The sequence below is a fragment of the Collinsella aerofaciens genome (assembly GCF_040910185.1).
In the GTDB taxonomy this organism is placed as follows: domain Bacteria; phylum Actinomycetota; class Coriobacteriia; order Coriobacteriales; family Coriobacteriaceae; genus Collinsella; species Collinsella aerofaciens_BF.
Genome location: NZ_JBDGBA010000011.1, coordinates 19,517 through 35,891, shown reverse-complemented (window position 1 = coordinate 35,891; position 16,375 = coordinate 19,517). Strand labels below are relative to the sequence as shown.

Annotated in this window: 21 protein-coding genes and 1 pseudogene; all 22 read right to left on the bottom strand. The window is 66.4% G+C overall.

Annotated features, from left to right (window positions below; genetic code table 11):
• Window position 1 precedes the first annotated feature (1 nt).
• The 22 genes and pseudogenes from AB5Z54_RS05915 to AB5Z54_RS05810 all read right to left on the bottom strand — a co-directional run bounded on the left by AB5Z54_RS05915 (window position 2) and on the right by AB5Z54_RS05810 (window position 16,358).
• Window positions 2–307: a hypothetical protein gene (locus tag AB5Z54_RS05915; protein WP_117637892.1), complete on the bottom strand. Its 306-nt coding sequence runs from the start codon at window positions 305–307 to the stop codon at window positions 2–4.
• A 13-nt stretch (window positions 308–320) separates the two neighbouring features.
• Window positions 321–746: a hypothetical protein gene (locus tag AB5Z54_RS05910; protein WP_233514508.1), complete on the bottom strand. Its 426-nt coding sequence runs from the start codon at window positions 744–746 to the stop codon at window positions 321–323.
• Window positions 747–820: 74 nt separating this feature from the next.
• The gene (locus AB5Z54_RS05905; protein ID WP_117637890.1) at window positions 821–1,066 is read right to left on the bottom strand and encodes a hypothetical protein; all 246 of its coding nucleotides are present in this window, start codon (window positions 1,064–1,066) and stop codon (window positions 821–823) included.
• Window positions 1,067–1,084: 18 nt separating this feature from the next.
• Window positions 1,085–2,266: an RNA-directed DNA polymerase gene (locus AB5Z54_RS05900; protein WP_368160742.1), complete on the bottom strand. Its 1,182-nt coding sequence runs from the start codon at window positions 2,264–2,266 to the stop codon at window positions 1,085–1,087.
• Between the two features lie 192 nt (window positions 2,267–2,458).
• Window positions 2,459–2,599, bottom strand: a pseudogene (locus tag AB5Z54_RS05895) (DUF6273 domain-containing protein); the annotation flags it as partial.
• Window positions 2,600–2,630: 31 nt separating this feature from the next.
• Window positions 2,631–3,101 (bottom strand): hypothetical protein, encoded by a 471-nt coding sequence (locus AB5Z54_RS05890; protein ID WP_199669199.1) that lies wholly within the window; start codon window positions 3,099–3,101, stop codon window positions 2,631–2,633.
• Between the two features lie 105 nt (window positions 3,102–3,206).
• The gene (locus AB5Z54_RS05885) at window positions 3,207–4,115 is read right to left on the bottom strand and encodes a DUF6273 domain-containing protein (RefSeq protein ID WP_368160740.1); all 909 of its coding nucleotides are present in this window, start codon (window positions 4,113–4,115) and stop codon (window positions 3,207–3,209) included.
• A gap of 12 nt (window positions 4,116–4,127) precedes the next feature.
• The gene (locus AB5Z54_RS05880; RefSeq protein WP_368134786.1) at window positions 4,128–5,030 is read right to left on the bottom strand and encodes a BppU family phage baseplate upper protein; all 903 of its coding nucleotides are present in this window, start codon (window positions 5,028–5,030) and stop codon (window positions 4,128–4,130) included.
• 3 nt (window positions 5,031–5,033) lie between these two features.
• Window positions 5,034–5,354, bottom strand: a complete 321-nt coding sequence (locus tag AB5Z54_RS05875; RefSeq protein ID WP_368134785.1) for a hypothetical protein — start codon at window positions 5,352–5,354, stop codon at window positions 5,034–5,036.
• A gap of 21 nt (window positions 5,355–5,375) precedes the next feature.
• On the bottom strand, window positions 5,376–7,928 hold the full coding sequence (locus tag AB5Z54_RS05870) for a phage tail spike protein (protein ID WP_368134784.1): 2,553 nt from the start codon (window positions 7,926–7,928) through the stop codon (window positions 5,376–5,378).
• Window positions 7,928–8,641 (bottom strand): distal tail protein Dit, encoded by a 714-nt coding sequence (locus AB5Z54_RS05865; RefSeq protein WP_117637885.1) that lies wholly within the window; start codon window positions 8,639–8,641, stop codon window positions 7,928–7,930. Before AB5Z54_RS05865 ends, AB5Z54_RS05870 begins: the two co-directional genes overlap by 1 nt.
• Complete coding sequence (locus tag AB5Z54_RS05860; RefSeq protein WP_368134783.1) at window positions 8,638–11,328, bottom strand: phage tail tape measure protein; 2,691 nt, start codon at window positions 11,326–11,328, stop codon at window positions 8,638–8,640. The genes AB5Z54_RS05865 and AB5Z54_RS05860 overlap by 4 nt, the downstream gene beginning before the upstream one ends.
• A 2-nt stretch (window positions 11,329–11,330) precedes the next feature.
• Window positions 11,331–11,987: a Gp15 family bacteriophage protein gene (locus AB5Z54_RS05855; protein WP_161160595.1), complete on the bottom strand. Its 657-nt coding sequence runs from the start codon at window positions 11,985–11,987 to the stop codon at window positions 11,331–11,333.
• On the bottom strand, window positions 11,987–12,490 hold the full coding sequence (locus tag AB5Z54_RS05850; protein WP_158573936.1) for a hypothetical protein: 504 nt from the start codon (window positions 12,488–12,490) through the stop codon (window positions 11,987–11,989). Before AB5Z54_RS05850 ends, AB5Z54_RS05855 begins: the two co-directional genes overlap by 1 nt.
• A 108-nt stretch (window positions 12,491–12,598) precedes the next feature.
• Window positions 12,599–13,315, bottom strand: a complete 717-nt coding sequence (locus AB5Z54_RS05845) for a phage tail tube protein (protein WP_368134781.1) — start codon at window positions 13,313–13,315, stop codon at window positions 12,599–12,601.
• 2 nt (window positions 13,316–13,317) lie between these two features.
• Window positions 13,318–13,716 carry a phage tail terminator protein gene (locus AB5Z54_RS05840; protein WP_161160593.1) on the bottom strand — a complete coding sequence of 133 codons (399 nt, stop codon included), beginning with the start codon at window positions 13,714–13,716 and terminating at the stop codon, window positions 13,318–13,320.
• Between the two features lies 1 nt (window position 13,717).
• Complete coding sequence (locus AB5Z54_RS05835; protein WP_118349157.1) at window positions 13,718–14,068, bottom strand: minor capsid protein; 351 nt, start codon at window positions 14,066–14,068, stop codon at window positions 13,718–13,720.
• A 2-nt stretch (window positions 14,069–14,070) separates the two neighbouring features.
• Window positions 14,071–14,364 carry a putative minor capsid protein gene (locus AB5Z54_RS05830; RefSeq protein ID WP_368134780.1) on the bottom strand — a complete coding sequence of 98 codons (294 nt, stop codon included), beginning with the start codon at window positions 14,362–14,364 and terminating at the stop codon, window positions 14,071–14,073.
• A 32-nt stretch (window positions 14,365–14,396) separates the two neighbouring features.
• Window positions 14,397–14,756 carry a hypothetical protein gene (locus AB5Z54_RS05825; RefSeq protein ID WP_368134779.1) on the bottom strand — a complete coding sequence of 120 codons (360 nt, stop codon included), beginning with the start codon at window positions 14,754–14,756 and terminating at the stop codon, window positions 14,397–14,399.
• Window positions 14,746–14,898 carry a hypothetical protein gene (locus AB5Z54_RS05820; protein WP_368134778.1) on the bottom strand — a complete coding sequence of 51 codons (153 nt, stop codon included), beginning with the start codon at window positions 14,896–14,898 and terminating at the stop codon, window positions 14,746–14,748. Before AB5Z54_RS05820 ends, AB5Z54_RS05825 begins: the two co-directional genes overlap by 11 nt.
• 14 nt (window positions 14,899–14,912) lie before the next feature.
• Window positions 14,913–15,797 (bottom strand): hypothetical protein, encoded by an 885-nt coding sequence (locus tag AB5Z54_RS05815; RefSeq protein WP_368134777.1) that lies wholly within the window; start codon window positions 15,795–15,797, stop codon window positions 14,913–14,915.
• A 3-nt stretch (window positions 15,798–15,800) separates the two neighbouring features.
• A complete protein-coding gene (locus tag AB5Z54_RS05810) occupies window positions 15,801–16,358 on the bottom strand; it encodes a phage scaffolding protein (protein WP_368134776.1) in 558 nt (185 codons plus the stop codon).
• Window positions 16,359–16,375: the final 17 nt, after the last annotated feature.

The following is a 16,375-nucleotide window of genomic DNA, read 5'->3' as shown; positions in this document are numbered from 1 at the left end:
CCTACTCCTTCCCGCCTACGGTCACGCCCAACAGGGCGTCGAGCCACTTGGATGTGATGCCTACCGACTTGAACAGCGTGTAGGCCGCCTGCACGCCGCCTACCACGGCGAAGGCGCACGTGACCCATGCGCCCGGGTCTGCGGGCACGCCGCCCACGAAGCCGGTCACGACGCCCGCCAGGAGCGAGCAGCCCAGCGCCAGGATGCGCGCGGCCTTGCCGGTCATGGCCTCGGTCTTGATCAGCTGTACCGCGAACGGCACGGCGAAAGACAGCACGATGGCTGCGATTGCTTGCATTTCTGTCATTTCGGATTCCTTTCTATCGAGCCGATTCCTTGTAGAGCAGGTCAACGCGGTCGGCGATGTGGTCGACCTTCGCCGCCATGCCCTGGCTGCGCGCCTGGCTGTTCGCCAGGTCGGCGTGCAGCACCTCGTTGGAGGTCACGACGGACTCCATGAGCGCCTTCATAGCCTCCATCAGCGCGTTGCTGCGCTCCATCTGCGCGGCGATGCGGCCCTCCATCTGGCTGCGCTCGCGGTCGCGCTGCGCCCGCTCGTTCACCTCGTCCTGCTTTCGCTCTTCGCGCTTGAGGTCGATGTTCGCCTTGCGCTCGTTCTGGGCCTTGAACTCTTCGAGGAACTGCTTGCCGAAGTACAGGACCACTAGGACGAGCAGCGCGCCGAAAAGCGACCCGGGGCCGTACGGCGCGAAGATTTCCAGCACGTCGGTCATTCGTTTTCTCACCTCCTCGAATCGCTGCCGCGATTGTCCGCGAGGTGTCGCCGGGCAAAAGAAAAGCGCCCCCGAAGGGGCGCTCGCTACTCCTGCGGCGCTTCCGGCTGGTCGGGCTCCATGGCTTCCAGCTCGTTGATGCGGTCGCGCCACGTCTGGCGCTGCGAGATGATCTCGGCCACCTCCTTGGCAGCTGCGGCGATGGCCGAGAGCAGGTCGGTGATGGACGATGCGGAGAAGATGCGCTCCACCGCCTTCATGACCTTGTAGTCGCTCTGCTCAAGCTGCTGTTTGTAGCCGTTGATCTCCCCGGCGATTTCCTGTTCTGTCATGGGTCGCTCCTTCCGTTGCTAGGGTAGGGGCATGTTCCCATCCGTGTCGCCTCCAGGTTTGGATTGCATTGAGCAACCCCCCCCCGCGGGATTTCCGAACAGGCTGCGGTACAGCGCGTCCATGGCCCGCACGCTGCGGTGCGCGTCCAGCCGCTTCATGCCTCCGCGCCAGCTCTGGTAGCTCTGCTCCACCTGCTCGGGGGTCATGATGCCATCGGCGACCATGCGGGCCATCTTCTTGAGCTTGCGGCGCTCCCGCGTTATGGAGTCTCGGCACGGCTTCACGACTATGCGGCCCGTCTCCGTGTAGAAGATGCGCTTCTTCAGCCACGTGAACCCGCGCGTGAGCTTCACCACGCGCGTCTTGCGCGGGTTCAGCTCGATGCCCAGCTCGGCGCATTTGCCCTCTATCAGCAGCAGGCACACCTGCAAGTAGTCCTTGGACTCGTGTATCAGGTAGAAGTCGTCCATGTAGCGCCCGTAAGACTCGGGGCGCAGCATCTCGGTCACATAGTGGTCGATGCGGTTGGGGTGGGCCACGGCGCATATCTGGTTCGGCTCGCTGCCCAGCCCCAGGCCCACATCGCCCTGCGCGTCTATCAGGCGGTGCTCCAAGGCGACCACGCGCGGATCTAGCAGCGCGGAGGCCACCTGGTCTTTGACGGGTTGGTGCGCTATGCGCGCGAAGTAGTCGGAGAAGTCGCCCAGGAGGATGTAGCCATCGCCGCCGTGCTTCCTCCAGTTGTCGGCCAGGTGGCGCTTGAGCAGCCTCAGGGCGTAGTCGGTGCCGCGCCCCTTTATGTTCGCGGAGTTGGCGGCTATGAGAGTGGGGACTATGGCGGGAACGAGCGCGTTTTGTGCCAGGGACTTCTGCACCACGCGCTCGGGGAAGTGTACGGCGCTGATATGGCGCAGCTTGCCGCGCTCCCACAGGTCGAACCGTATGAAGCCCCGGCATATGTCGCGGCCCTCCAAAAGGTCGCGGCGGGACAGGACGGCGTTGCGCAGGTAGCTTTTCATGTATCGCTGCGTGGATGCCTTCCACATCACGCCGCGCGCGGCCTGCTTCGATGCCTTGCACAGGCTGTTGAGGTCGGCCACGGTATCAAGCGTGCACGCCTTGACGCGCTCGGCCTTGGCCTGCGCGCGCTTCTCCTCGCGGCGCTTGCGGCGCGCCGCCCGCCTTTGCTCGGAGTTCACAGGAGGCACCCCGCGCGGCTTGCAATGTGGCTCTGGCAGCCGCTTGAGGTATGGCCATGAAACGCGGCGAAGCCACGGAGCGCCGCGCCATGCAAGCAGCGTCCGGCCACCCTCGCGGGGTGCGTATTTACGGGCGCATGCCCGACGGTCGCGCCTTCCTTCCTCTTCGCGCTCTGCTTTCGGCTCTGGGGCCTACTCGGTCTGGCAATAAGGGAATCCGGGGCGGGGGCGAACCCAGACGTTCGTCGCCGAGTTGTAGTTGGCATTGCCGTTGTTGTTGACATAGCACACGTTGGACGCGGAGCCCGACGCAACGGAACGCAGCCACCAATTGTACCGATAAACAAGGCGCGACCGCCGTCCATTATAGCGAACGCAGGCGCTCTAGCTCGGCCTCGGCCTCGGCTATGCGCTCCTCGGTGGACTTCTTGCCGGTGACGCGCACGTTCTTGCGCGCGCCCTTTAGCAGCTTGATCTCCTCCTCGACCATGGCCGCCAGCTCCTCGAAGCGGTTGGCGTTCACGGGCAGGCCGATATCCATGAGGCACTGCATGTCCAGCATAAGCTGCTCGCAGTCCGCTATGGCCAGCGTCAGGTAGCGTTTCCTCTCCAGCGCGTTGAACGAGCTGTTGGGATAGAAGCAGTCGGCGCGGTTGACGTTGTACACGATGCTGCGCGCCGTCTCCACGGTCGGCACCGCGTTCAGCAGCCTGTAGGCTTTCGGCACGACCGACGAGGAGGCCATGAGCTTGTTGACCTCCACGCGGATGGCGATGGCCTGCGTGAAGAACTTGTACTCGGACACCTCGCGGTTTCGCTGGTATACGCCGCTCATGGCACCTCCCGGAAATAGTGGCGAAAAAAACGGCCCGCTGCGCGGGCAGGGATGCGACCGCGCAAGGCGGTCGCATCGAAAGAGAAGTATAGAGCACTCGGCTGGCTAGCCGACGAGGAAGCCGGGGCGGGGGCGAACCCAGACGTACGTCGCCGAGGAGCAGCTGGCAGAGCCGTAGCCGCCGACAAAGCACACGCCGGACGCGGAGCCCGACGCAACGGAACGCAGCCACCAATAGCACCGAGTTCCGTTCAAGCGGTGCGCGGTATCGCGGAACAGGTCGAACTGGCAGTCGAAGCCCACGCTGTAGCCCTTGGTGCCCCACACTGGGCAGCCGTACACCTCCATCTCGGAGGGCGACCACACCTTGCCGATGTCCTGCCAGCTCCAGCTGTTGGAGTCGCTGAGCGCGCCGCTCGCGCTGTAACGCTCCTCAAGCAGCACGCGCTGGGTGAGCAGGTACTTGGTCAGCCCCTCGGGCAGGCACGCCTCGAACAGCTTCTCCCACGCCTTGAGGTTGCTGTTCAGGTACGGGTTCTTCACGTCTGCGGTGCCCTGGTTGGTGTTCGCAGTGTTCCACATCAGGTAGCTGTCGTTGGCCACGCCGGTGACGGTCTTGGCCACGGCGACGGGCGCGGACGCGATGAACGCGATGTGGTGGCCCTTGGCGCTGTCGCCGCACTGGTAGTACGGGTCGAAGTGCGCAAGCAGGAAGCGCACGGACTGCTGGGCCGCCACATTTGACGCGCTCACGAGCGGCACGTCGATGTAGTCGCCCACGCGCAGGCCTGCGAAGTTCGCGGCGGCGATGCGCTTATGCAGCGCGTCGTACACGCCGCCGCTACCGATCTCTCCCGCCAGGATGGTGGCGATGTTCTGCCCGCCGTACTTGCCGATTTGGTCCTGGCGGTTGTACTCGGCGTTGTTGAGCGCCGTCTGCGCGTTTCTGCGCGCGGTATCGTCGATGACCTCGTAGCCGATGCCGCCCACCGACAGGGTTTTCGCTTGTGCCATTTCGTTGCCTTTCTACTTGAGGTTGAGGGTTGTGCCGGACGCCGTGCAGGTGCTCCCGAACGTGACGGTGCTGCCCGATGCGCTGGCCTTGGAGGCGGGGCAGTACACGGTGCCGTCGTCGTAGATGAACGCGTCCGTGGCGTCGGCAAGCTTGCCGTACAGGTCGGCTATCTGCTGCTTCTGCTTGGCCATGTCCGAGCTGCCCGCGCTGCCCTGCGCCACGCTGTTGGCTATCTGCAGGGCGGTGTTGGCCGCCGCGTCGGCGTTCGAGGCCGCGCCGTTTGCCGCAGCCGTGGCGGCTTGCGAGGCCGTCTTCAGCTGCGCCGCCTCGGTGACGCGGGCGCTTTCCGCCGCGGCGCGCTTCTTCTCCGCCTCTGCGCGCCCGGTTTCGGCGGTCTGGCGCGCCTTCTCGTTCGTGGCGCGCTGGTTTTCCGCGCTCGCGCGGGAGGCCTCGGCCTTCTGCATCTGCGCGTTCAGCGCGCTCACGTCGGCTAGCTGCCCTTCGAGGTTCGCGATGATCGCCTCCACCGCATCGACGTACGGGCCGGATATCTCGCCCGACGCGCTCGCCGAGGGCAGCACGTTCACCAGGACGTTCTCGGTGGTGGCGTCCAGCCCTGCCGCGTTCCGCACGCGCACGTAGCACACCTTGAGCAGCCCGGCCACGCCGAAGACGGCGGGGTCGACCGTCACGGTGGCCACGTTGTCGCTGATGCCAGTGAACTGCTGCTCCACGTAGGTGTGGTCGGGTTTCGCAGCCATGAGGTGCACCTTGCAGCCCGTCAGGGCCGCCTTCTTGTCGCCGTCGTAGATGGCGGCCTTCAGGACCTCGGCGCTGTCGCCCTGGTGCACGGTGATGACGGGCGGCGCTATGTTGGTCTTCTTGAGGTTGAGCGTAAGCTCGTGCGTTGCCATGCCTCACTCCTTTCCTTCGGCCGCAAGTGTCTGCGATATGTCGCCGGGTTGCGCTCTGTGGACCCCGCATATCTCCTCGTCAGTGAGCGCCGAGAAGTCAACGGCGTTGGCCTCGCCGCCTTCCGCGTCCATGACGGCCACGGGGCTGGACACGAGCGTGAAGCCGCCCTTGCCGTCGAACTCGAATACGTCTTCCGATTCCACGATGGCCCGCGCCGTGGCCGGGTCGCTGATGCACTCGAACACCGGAAGCGCCTCGGGCGGCTTCGGCGCGCCGTCGAGCGCCTGCGGCGCTTCGGGCTGCTGCACAAGGTGGTAGAACATTCCGTTTCCTCTCTCGCTGGTCTAGTTTCCCGTGATGCTGCTCATGCCGGTGATGATTCCGTTCACCACGTTGATGGTGCCCCACGTCCAGTTGTTGCCGTTGTTGGTGATGCACCCGATGAACTGCGTGGAGCCCGTGTACCCGTAGGTGCCGCCGCTGCTCGGACTGGTTCCTATGGCGAACTTCGGGGCGAGTATCCTGGCGGTGTCCGACGACCCAATGTCTGCGCGGCTGCTATCCAGGTACACGTAGTTGTTGGAGTTCTCCTGCAGCTTCACGTACGCCGAGCCGCCCGCGTTGCTGTTGCCGCTCTTCATGTACAGCTGCTCGTCGGGATGGCTCATGTAGCCCGCGTAGTAGGGGGTCGTCAGCCACGTCTGGCGGTAGTAGCGGTTGACTGCCAGGAAGCCGTAGCCGCAGGCGGATATGCCCACGCCGTCGGTCGAGCTCGCCGTGGGGCTGTCCTTCGCGTGGACGGCCTCGATGGTGCAGTACTCGGTCGAGCCGTTCACGAACGACGCTCCCGGGTGGTTGCTCGTCGTCGTGCCGGTGGTGATGTAGTTGGTTGACGACGTGCCGACCATGTTGCAGCGGAACATGGAGGTGCTGCCCACCAGCACGGTGCCCGCGATGATGGAGCCGTTCTTGTCGTATATCTGGAAGCCGTTGGTGGCGTTGATATAGACCCTGTTGCCGTTGCTGTCGGTCATGAAGATGGAGCCGTCGCGCAGGTAGAAGGCCCCGCTGTCGAGGTCCCAGTACGAGTTCCCGCCTTTGATGCGGCCCGTGGTCAGCTCGTCGGCGGTCACGCCGTCGCCGGTTATGGCCGTGCGCCACTTCCACGCGCCGCTGGAGTACTTGGAGTTGGCCACGCCGATGATTCCGCCGCCTATCTTGACGCACTTGGTGGCGCTCTCGGGCTTTTTGTCGTACACCAGGATGCCTTGGCCGGGCTCCTCGTACACCCAGCCACCCGTGGTGTTCACCTCGCTGTTGAGCATGTCAACGATCTTCTTGCGGATATCCGTCGGCAGCTGGTCGAGCTGTTTCTGCAGCCCATCCACCTCGCCCTCGGCGCTCGTCAGCCGTTCGTCCAACTTGCCCGTGACGCCTTCCAGGTACTCCTTGTTGGCCTCGTCTATCTGCTTGAGCACGCTCTCGCTTTGCTCTATCGACGTGTCGGTGTACAGGCGCAGCACCTCGTCCAGGGCCAGGTTGCCGTCGTCGGAGTACTTCTTCAGCGCCTCCTCCAGCGTGGTGTCCCCGTTGTCGGCGTACTCCTTGAGGGCCTTGTCCAGCTCGTCCCTTATCTGGTCGGTGTAGTCCTGGGCGGTGCCGCCGACCTCCTTGGCGTACGCCTTCTGGCGCTCCTCGGCGGCCGCCAGGCTCTCGCCCCATTTGCCGGTCGATGCCTTGTTCGAGGCGTTCACGGCCTCGGTCACGGTCGCCCGGATGGTCGAGGCGGTGGACTTGGCGGCCGACTTCTGCGCGGCCATCAGCTCGGCGACCGTCTGGTAGTTGCCGAACGTGTAGGTGACCTCGCCGGGGCGCAGCTGGTCCTCCACCACCTTGGTGATGCGCGTGCGCACGCGCAGCGGCGGGTCGTACACCTTGTCCACCACGGTCACCAGGTCGCCCTCGTCCGCGCCCTCGAAGCCCTCGCCGGCGCGCGCAAGCGCCACGGCGTCCACAGTGTAGGACACGGTGGGCACGCACGACTTCGCCAGCTGCGCCTCGGTGAGCTTCTTCAGCTCGGCGGCGTCCTCGCAGTCGGAGAACTCCACGTCGCCGAACACGTGCGCCTTGCCGCCTTTGCCGTCGGGCCGTCCCCAGCGCGCCAACGCGTCGGCCGACCCCACCCAGTTCTGCCCGCCGTTCACGCCGCCGAAGGTCAGCTTGCGATCGTAGCCGCCCGTCAGGTTGCCGTCCTCGTCGGCGGTCTGCAGGGACTTGCCGTAGCCGTACAGGGCGGTGCACACGTTGCCCTCGTCCACGCTGCGCTTGACGCTCACGAGGTCCTTGGCGTAGGTGAAACGCTTGCCGTTGTCCTCGCCGACCTGCTTGGCCATGCACACGCGGCGTGCGGTCACCTTGGTGCCGCTCACCTGGATTTCGAACGACAGCTCGCCGCCCCAAGTGTCTGCCACGTCGTGGATGGCCGCCCATGCGTTGGTGTGGTAGAAGTTCGTGCCGGCCTGCCCGAGGTCGGCCACGGTTCCGACCTGCCAGCGCGAGGAGGACAGCGCCGAGGCCAGCGCGGCGTAGGCGCTCACGTCGTAGGGGCGCTTGTCCTCCAGGTAGTCGCCCAGGAGCTCGATTTGCGCCGAGGTCGGGCAGTAGTACGTGTAGAGGATGCCCGCGCTTGCGCGCTCCTCCTCCACGCCGTCCACGATGTTCTCGTGCCAGCGGCCCTTGAGGTCGCGCCACACCAGGCGGTCGCCCTTGTCGAGGCGCGCCAGCGTTGTGATGCTCAGGGCGTTCTCGCCGTTGACCTCGCGCGTGTCCTCGCACTCGAACAGCGTCTTGATGGGTCCCTTGTACGCCTCCCAGCGGTCGCATGCCCACAGAATCATCAGCCCACGTACCTTTCCGTCCACTGTACCGTCGCGGTGCCGCTGGACAGCTTGAGGCTGTTGGCCCCCGGCTCCAGCGGGAAGAAGTCACTCTCGAAGGTCACGGGCGCTGGGCTGCCGTCCACCGTGGCCTGCGGGGCGGCCATGTCGATGACCACCGCGCTCGATGCCGTCACCGCCTTGTCGATCTGCACGAATTCGCCCGTGCCCATGTTCGTCAGCCGCAGCGCCGACGTGCTGCCGCCGGGCCTGACGGTCACGGTGGGGTAGGTGCGGAACGTCCCGCCCACCTGCACGCCCGAGGTGCCCGACACGGTTGCGCGCCCCTCGGCCCCGTAGGCCACGGGGTCGTATGCCGTGAACGTCAGCGTGGCCTCGCCGGTGTGCCACAACGTGTCGAGCGCGCCCGGCGAGGTCAGCACGGCCATGTAGCGCAGGCCCAGGTGCCTCTCGTCGTCCAGCCACAGCTCGGCCTCCTTGAGACACAGCAGGCGCGAGGCCATGAGGCGGCGAAGGGCCGCCATGTCGTCGGCGGGGCGCGCCCTCCAGGCCGCCGCCACGTCTATCGTCAGGGGTTTCAGCTCTGCGCGCATGAAGCGCGAGCCGGGCTGCCCGGGCACGTCGCGCGTGGCGATTTCGTACTCGGGCAGCAGCGAGCGGGTCACGAGCCGGGTGTCGAACCACGGCGCGAAGTCGAAGCCGTTGTATATCATGCGAAGCACTCCTGCCGTTTGATTTCCTTGGCTATCTGGCGGGAGATTTTCTCGATGTCGGCCTCCTCCCGCACGGTCGCGTACAGGTTGATTGTCACGTTCGTGTCGCCATGGGCCGCGCCGCCCTTGCCGTCGAGCAGCTTGGCGATGCCCTCGGCCAGCGGGCGCGCGCCGCGCTCGTTGAACGGCACCACGCCCTCGGGGCCCGCCTCGCCGACGCCGATGACGCTGGGGCCGTTGAACACGCCGCCCTTGGCGTACCAGTCGATGCCGAAGTGCGGCACGCTCGGCGGGGCGATGCTGAAGCTGCCGGAGATGGACAGGTGCGGCAGCTTCAAGTGGGGCAGCGACCACGAGAAGTTGAAGAACCCCTTGATGGAGTCGATGACGTTGCGCACGGTGTCGCGGGCGTTCTGTATCGGCGTCTCGATGGCGCTCTTGATGGAGTTCCACACGCTGCTCACGGTGTCCTTGGCGGCGTTGAACACGCTGGAGATCGTGTCGCGGATGCCGTTCACGATGCTGGATATGGTGGAGCTGATGCCGCCCCACACGCTCGACGCCGTGCTGCTCACGGCCCCCCATATGGAGTTCCACACCGCCTGAATTGCCGACAGCACCGCCGATATGGTGGAGCTGATGGCATTGATGGCCGCGCCTATCGCCGAGCTGATGGCGTCCCATATGCTGGAGGCGGTGAAGCTCACCGCGCCCCACACCGTGTCCCACACGCCCTGGATGACCAAAAGGGCCGCGCCTATCACGTCGCTAACGTACTGGATGTATGCGCTCACCGCGCCGTAGATGGCCTCCCATATGGCGCTGGCGGTGCCGCTGATGCCTTCCCACGTCGCGCCCCACCATTCGGAGAGCGCCGTCACCACGTCGGTGATGACCTGGCTCACCGCGTCGATGTAGCTTCCCACCGCGCTGCAGATTGCGTCCCATGCCGCCGTCAGCTGCTCGCCGAAGTTCTCCCAGATGAAGTTCCAGGGTATGAGCAGCGTCTCGATGGCCAGGTTCAGAATCTCGCCCAGCAGCATCACGGCGACCTGCACCACGTTGCAGATGCCGTCCCAGATGGACGAGGCGGTGCCGGCCAGGCCTTGGAAGAACCCGGATATGGCGTCGATGGCCCCCTGCACCGTGGAGCAGATGCCGTCCCACACGCCGCCCAGCTTCTCGCCGAGCTGCGAGAAGAACTCGCCGACGCTTTGGGCCACGTCGCCCGCCACCTGGATGGCCACCTCGAACGCGGCGCACACGGCATCCCACACGGCGGTCACCGCGTCGCGGAACTCCTCGCAGTTGTTCCACAGCAGCACCACGGCGGCGATGATGGCCGCTATGGCCGCTACCACGGGGTGCGCGGCTATGAGCCCCAGCGCGCCGGTGCCCAGCTTGCCGACCACCTGGAAGGCCGCTCCGATTTTCGGCACGGTGTCCACGACGGTGCCGACCGTCGACAGCACGGGGCCTATGGCGGCCGCTATCGTGGCGATCGCCAGCACGGCGGTCTGGCCGCCCTCGCCGATGCCGGCGAACCACTCGGAGAACGACTTGACGACACCCGCCACGTTGGTGGCGATGTTGAGCAGCGGCTCGCCAAGCGGCTCGATGGAGCCTTGCAGCTCGCGCATGGCCTCCTGCGATTTCACGGCGAAGCTGTCGGAGGCGGCCTCCTGGGCCTGCTGCGCAGCGCCCGCCACGTCGCCGAAGCTGTCCTGCACGCCAGCCAGGGACTCGATCATGCCCATGGCATTGTCCTCGCCCAGCGAGGACCACAGGGTGGAGGCCAGCGCGGCCTTGTCGTACTCGTTTGGCATCTGCGTGAGGTCGCCCAGCACCGCCTGCAGCATGTCCTCGGCGGTGGCGCTGCCGTTCTTGAAGTTCTCGAAGACCTCCTGCGTGCCCTCGCTGAACGAGCCGATGGATTCCTCCATGCGGCCGTCGGACAGCGCCGTCAGGAACTCGTTGAGGTAGTCGCCCACCTTGTCCAGGTTGTACGCGCCGTTGGACGTGCCCGCTTCGAGCAGCGAGAAGTACTCGCTGGCGCTCATTCCCGCCTCGCCCCATCGCACGGAGTATTCGCTCAGGTTGTCGCCCAGCTCGTCTGTGTAGTTCAGGCCGCGCTGCATGCCCGCCGTCAGCAGGTCGCTGGCCTCGGTGGCGGACAGCCCGAAGCCCTCCATGAGGGCGTTGGTGCCGCGTATGGACTCGTTCACGTCTGCGCCGAAGGTGTCCGACAGCATGAGTGCGTTGGTGGTGACGGTCTGCAGGTCCTCGTCGGACACGTCGCGAAGGGTGGACTTGCACTGGATCAGCGCATCGTTGACCTCGTCCAGGGACTGGCCCCAGCCACCCTCGTATATGCGCTTGCCTATGCCGCTGAAACGCTCGGCCTCCTCGCCGGACACGCCGAACGCGGCGGCTATGCGGGCGTTGGCCTGCTCGTAGTCGCTGGCCACGCCGAACACGGCCTTGCCGGCGGCCACCACGGGCGCGGTCAGCGTCACCGTGGCGGCCGTGCCGGCCTTCTTGAACGAGGACGACAGCTTCGCGGCCTTCTCGTCGCCCTCGGTTATGTTCTTCCAGGAGATGCCCTGGAGGTCGCGCTCCAGGGCCTTGATGTTTTTGGATACGTCAACGGTGTCGAGCACCGCTTTGATGATGACGTTGCCGTCCATGCTCACCTCGTCGCTCTCTTGAGCGCGGCGAACACATCGCGCATCGCCGCGTCGCTTCCTTCCTCAGAGCCGTGTGAGCTGCGGCCTTTGCCGAGTTCGAACGCCTTGTGGGCGGCGTTCCAGGCCTCGACCTCCTGCCTGTTGTATTTGGTTGGCTTCGGCTTGGTCGCCGGGTTGCGGTAGTGGATGGCCGCGCCGAGCGGCGTGTCCTGCGGGCAGCCGCCCACGAGTGCCACGAACTCGGCAAAGCTGATGCGACCGCGCACCTCGTCCCACTCGATGCCGTAGGCCTGGCGGAAGCTGGTGCGTATGCGCGCCGCGTCCTCCTCCAAGTCCCACAGCGGGGTCTCGTGCGGGCGGTCGCCGGTCAGGTCGAGTCCGCACATGTCCCATACCGCCGCGTCGCGCATCCGCACGAACTCGGCGGCGTCGTAGTCGCATGCGCACCACGCGTCCGCCCAGTCCACGAAGAACAGCGCCAGGAACTCGTCCCGGCGCTGGTCGTCGGACTTGCCCTCGTCGGTCAGCACCTCGATGACGCGGATGATCGTGAGCGCGTCATCGCGCACCAGCACCTCCTCGCCGTTCCACGGGTAGCGCGTGGCGCTCGTGCCGTCGGGCAGCCGCACCCGCTCGGCCGTGAGCGCGGCTGGCAGCATTACTTGCCGCCCTTCTTCTTGCGCTTGGCCTTGGCGCGGCGCTGGGCGCGGTTGAGCGCCTGGACCTGATCGGCGCGCTCGCTGTATGCAAGGCCGCACGCCATCAGCTGCTCGCTGGTCGCGTGGCGCGCCAACATGTTGAGGAACGTGGCGAAGACCTCGCCCAGGATGCGGATGTTCTCCTCGGGCGCGATGGGGCCCTCGTCGCCGCCCATCCACGCGAGCAGCTGCTCCCAGCCCTCGGTGCCGATGAACGCCGAGATGGTGCGCTTCATGAGGCGGGCCTGCGCGGCGTTGGCCTCGGCCGCCTTCTCGGGGGTGTCGGCCTCGCGGGCCATCTGCTCGTTGGCCTGCGCGCGGTCGATGGCGTTGCCGACCTTGGCCAGGTACTCCTCGATGTGCTTGTCGTCGAACCACACGCGGAAGCGCGGCGTGTCGGGGTTCTCCTCGGGGTCCTCGAAGAACACGTCCTCGTACGCGCGGATGTTTTTCAGAAGTTCCATTTGTTGCCCCTTTCGTGAGCGGTGAGCGTCGGGCATAGAAAAGGGGCGCGGGCCGCTCACTAGCCCGCGCCCCCATGTCCAGGAGGTTATGTCTGGTGTCGCCTGCGGCTACTTCGCCGCCACGGTGACCTTCACCTGCGTGCAGATGCTCGGCTTGGACGCGCAGCGCACGGTGATGACCGCCTCGCCTGCGGCCACGCCCGTCACGTTGCCGTCGCTGTCGACGGTGGCCACGTCGGTGTTGCCCGATGCGAAGAAGCACTTGGCGTTCGCCTCGGCGGGCGTGACGGTCGGCGCGAGCTTCATGGACTTGCCCACGGACGGGCCGGTCGGCGCGGTGCAGGTGACGCCCGTGGGCTGCTTGAGCTTGTTGGCGGGGATGTAGCGCATAGCGCCAGCGCCCGAGATTGTGCAGGAGAACGCGCCGGGGTCGGACGCCGCGCCCTGCTGCGAGCCGACGGTCAGGCCCAGGTAGGTGCAGTCGCCCTCCACCACGTCGCCGTTGGGGTCGGTGTGGCGGAAGTGGCCCGTGCGGCCCTCGCCGGTCTCAAGCGCCAGGCTGGCAACGAAGTCCTGCGCGGGGTCGCCGTAGCAGCGGTCGCCTGTGACCTCGTACTGCGGCTGCACGCTCTTCACCTTGTCGGTGGGAGTGCCGTAGCCGTCGTAGTAGTCCTTGGTCTCGGTGGTCTCGTTGGTGGTCGGCTTCACCTCGGTGATGCCGCGCGAGAAGATGGCCCACGTGGGGCTGGCCGCGTCTGGCGTGGTGTCGATCTCCAGCGCGCTCATGTAGTTGGGCGCGAAGCCCAGGTCTTGTTTCTTTGCCATCGTTATCCCTTCTCTATGGTTATGGTCGCTTTGATTCGGAACTCCCACAGGTACGGCCCGCCCTCCGGCGGCGTTATCTCCTGCGGCTCTGTGTACAGCGCCGCGCTGGTGAAGCCGTAGGAGCCGGTGGGCGAGGACAGGTCGGCCCCGTCCAGCGCGTCGGCCAGGTCGTAGGCGTCGCCCATGGCCTTGGCCTCGGAGGTGTCCTTCACGATGACCTGCAGCACGTATCCGACACGGCGGGTGCCGTCCATGTGGCGCACCGCGTCGGCCGTGGGCATGGGCCTCAGCACCACCGCGTCGTCGTGGCCGCGCGATGCTGCCAGGCGGGTGAGGAGCACCGGGCCGTAGCCCAGGGCCTCTATGGCGGCCTTCGCCGCCTCCATCACGTCCGGGGCCATGTCACGCCCCCTCGGTCAGGAGGTCGACGGCCAGGCGCTCCCAGTCCTCGCCGTGCGCTTCCTTCGCGGCCTTCGGCCAGTCGGCCTTGGCCCTCGGGTTCTTGCCGTGCTTGATGGAGCTGTCGGGCAGGTCGCGCACGTAGGCGGCGTAGTCGGCGTCCCATATGACGAGGCCCTGCCTGAAGTCGGAGGCGGCCTGCATGGAGTTGTGCATGCGCTTGGTGTCCTCTGGCGTGAACGCGTTCATGTCCTCGGCCACGCTCATGGCGAACTTCACCTGCTTGGCCTCCAGCTCCTTCGCGCTGAAACGCTTCATGAGCTTGGTCAGGTCGACCGTAACTGCTGCGGGCATGGCTACCTCACCTCCAGTTCCCAGTGGTGGGGACGGGTGCCGAACGCGCGGCGGGGCGTGCACCTCGCCACGTTCATCCACTCGCCCCCGTCGATGCTCACGCGGCTGCCCACTGGCACGTCGAACATGCCGGGGCTGTCCGCGCCGTCCGCTATCACGAGGCCCTGCGCGCCGTCGCCCAGGGCGTACTCGCGCACGAGCCACGCCGAGACGGGCTCGAAGCGCACGCGGCGCACCTCGACGGGCTGCTCGAACTCGCCGCCGTAGCCGCCATCCCTGGGCACCTTGACGGACATGGTGGAGGGCCGCGCCGAGCGCGGCACCCGCATCATCTCGCGCCCCCGATGCCCGTATAGAGCAGCGGCGTGCCCAGCAGCTCGCGGCGGACGGCGGCCTCCATGTCGCTGCGGTAGGTGCTGGCCTGCTCGGTGCCGGGCGACCACGTGAATGAGCCGACGGTGAACCCGCCGCCCTCCATGGCCCCGCCCGAGCATCCGTACGCGGCGTCGACCTCGCAGGCCGCCATGACCGCCTGCGCCCACTCCTTTGAGCCGTCCGGCTCGTTGGGGAAGATCAGGTCGCGCACCCAGGCCAGCGCGTGGGGGAGCGCCGCCTCGAACTCCTCGGCGGACAGCTCCCCGCGCCCGGCTGCCAGGTAGTCCTCGTGGGTCGGGGCTCTAGTTTCCATCGTCCTCGGCCGCCTCGGGCTTTTCTGCCTTCTCGGCGGGCTGCCCGTCTGCGGCCTTCGCCTCGGGCTTTTCCGCCTTGCCCTTGGCGGGCCTGGCTTTCTTCGGGGCCTCCTTCTCGAAGGCCAGTCCAACTGTGCGCATGTCGCGCCTCCTTCCTAGGCCGCCGCCTTCATGCCTGCGGTGATGTAGTGCGCCAGGTTCTCGCGGACGCCGCACACGCCGTACTTGCGGTACTTGAACAGGTGGCCGAAGCCCTGCTGGTTGTCCTCTGCGTCGATGACCTTGCCGTGCGCGAAGTTCCAGCGCAGCACCACGGCGTCCTTGTGGACAATGAGGAAGTTCATGTCCACCGCGCCGGTGCCCTTCTTGTAGTGGCCGATCTCCTCGTCCTTGGTGGTGCCGTCCAAAAGGTCGATGGCGCTGTAGAAGCGGGACTGCGGCACCTTCACGATGGAGGAGAAGCCGTCCAGCGCCTCGCGGGACTTGGTGGTGTCCAGGTCCTTCACCATACCCAGCAGGGTGGGGGTGATGAACAGCACGCGGCCCTCTTCCGGCACCTCTTTCTCGTCCATGTCGCACATGGCGGCGTTCAGGCCCTTGAGCATGTCCGCGCCGTCGGCGTAGGTCTTCTGCTCCTTGGTGATGCCGGTGCCCGCGCACAGCGTGGAGAACACGAACGCGTCTCCCTCGGGCACCACCTTGGTGCGGTTGAAGTGCGCGGCGGCGTTGCCGAACGCCAGGTTGAAGGACTGGGCGTCCACTTTCTGGTCGATTTCCAGGATGGTGCCGCGGTCGTAGTTGGCGCTGATGGGCTTCCAAGTCAGGGACGCGCCGCTGTTCTGCGGCAGTCGCCCGTTGGCCTGCACGTCGCCCAGGCCGCCCATGGAGTAGACGGGGTAGTAGAACTCGCCCAGCTGCTCCATCTGCGCGATGTTGCCCTGCGGCGCGGCGCTCTCCAGCACGGCGGTCAGGGATTCCTTGCGGTACGCCTCCATGAGTACGTTCTCGTAGCCTTTGGGCAGTTCGATGCTGTTTGGCATGATTTACTCCTTCGTAGATTCGTCGGTGAGTCCGAAAGCTGCGCGGAAGTCGGCCAGGCCGTCGGAGCCTGCGCCGCCCTTGGGGTCGCCGCCCGCGCTCTCGCGGGGCTGGTCGGTGAACATGTAGGCGTTGTCCTTCTTCAGGGCCTCGAAGTCGATGCCCGTGAGGTTGCCCTGCTCGTCCAGCTTCGCGTCGGCGATGTTCGGGATGATCGCGCGCGCCGCCTTGGCGTTGCGCACCCCCATCTGCGTCAGCTTGGTGTCGATGGCGAAGTCGCGGCGCATGTCGGCCTCGCGCTTCTCGGCGTCGGCCTTGTACGCCTCGTTGTCGGCCTTGGCCTTGTCGAGCGCGGCCTGCAGCTCCTCGGCGTTGCCCGCCTTGGAGGTGAACTCCTCGATCTGCTTGTCGCGCTGCTCCAGCTCGGCCTTGAGGGCCTTCACCTGCTCCTGGTACTCGTCGGTCTCGCGCTTGTACTTCGCGTAGGACACGACCTCCTTCTGGGGCTCGGTCTGCTGGCCTTCGCCGCCCTCGTTTCCCTGGGGCTTGTTGTCTTCAGCCATCGCTTGCTCCTTCCGTG

Coding starts and splice junctions, on each gene's coding strand:
- AB5Z54_RS05905 (WP_117637890.1), bottom strand. CDS start 1,066: ATGACAGAACAGGAAATCGCCGGGGAGATCAACGGCTACAAACAGCAG.
- AB5Z54_RS05880 (WP_368134786.1), bottom strand. CDS start 5,030: ATGGCAACGCACGAGCTTACGCTCAACCTCAAGAAGACCAACATAGCG.
- AB5Z54_RS05835 (WP_118349157.1), bottom strand. CDS start 14,068: ATGCCCGCAGCAGTTACGGTCGACCTGACCAAGCTCATGAAGCGTTTC.
- AB5Z54_RS05890 (WP_199669199.1), bottom strand. CDS start 3,101: ATGAGCGGCGTATACCAGCGAAACCGCGAGGTGTCCGAGTACAAGTTC.
- AB5Z54_RS05885 (WP_368160740.1), bottom strand. CDS start 4,115: ATGGCACAAGCGAAAACCCTGTCGGTGGGCGGCATCGGCTACGAGGTC.
- AB5Z54_RS05855 (WP_161160595.1), bottom strand. CDS start 11,987: ATGCTGCCAGCCGCGCTCACGGCCGAGCGGGTGCGGCTGCCCGACGGC.
- AB5Z54_RS05850 (WP_158573936.1), bottom strand. CDS start 12,490: ATGGAACTTCTGAAAAACATCCGCGCGTACGAGGACGTGTTCTTCGAG.
- AB5Z54_RS05820 (WP_368134778.1), bottom strand. CDS start 14,898: ATGCGCACAGTTGGACTGGCCTTCGAGAAGGAGGCCCCGAAGAAAGCC.
- AB5Z54_RS05875 (WP_368134785.1), bottom strand. CDS start 5,354: ATGTTCTACCACCTTGTGCAGCAGCCCGAAGCGCCGCAGGCGCTCGAC.
- AB5Z54_RS05870 (WP_368134784.1), bottom strand. CDS start 7,928: ATGATTCTGTGGGCATGCGACCGCTGGGAGGCGTACAAGGGACCCATC.
- AB5Z54_RS05810 (WP_368134776.1), bottom strand. CDS start 16,358: ATGGCTGAAGACAACAAGCCCCAGGGAAACGAGGGCGGCGAAGGCCAG.
- AB5Z54_RS05825 (WP_368134779.1), bottom strand. CDS start 14,756: ATGGAAACTAGAGCCCCGACCCACGAGGACTACCTGGCAGCCGGGCGC.
- AB5Z54_RS05915 (WP_117637892.1), bottom strand. CDS start 307: ATGACAGAAATGCAAGCAATCGCAGCCATCGTGCTGTCTTTCGCCGTG.
- AB5Z54_RS05865 (WP_117637885.1), bottom strand. CDS start 8,641: ATGATATACAACGGCTTCGACTTCGCGCCGTGGTTCGACACCCGGCTC.
- AB5Z54_RS05840 (WP_161160593.1), bottom strand. CDS start 13,716: ATGGCCCCGGACGTGATGGAGGCGGCGAAGGCCGCCATAGAGGCCCTG.
- AB5Z54_RS05845 (WP_368134781.1), bottom strand. CDS start 13,315: ATGGCAAAGAAACAAGACCTGGGCTTCGCGCCCAACTACATGAGCGCG.
- AB5Z54_RS05830 (WP_368134780.1), bottom strand. CDS start 14,364: ATGTCCGTCAAGGTGCCCAGGGATGGCGGCTACGGCGGCGAGTTCGAG.
- AB5Z54_RS05815 (WP_368134777.1), bottom strand. CDS start 15,797: ATGCCAAACAGCATCGAACTGCCCAAAGGCTACGAGAACGTACTCATG.
- AB5Z54_RS05860 (WP_368134783.1), bottom strand. CDS start 11,328: ATGGACGGCAACGTCATCATCAAAGCGGTGCTCGACACCGTTGACGTA.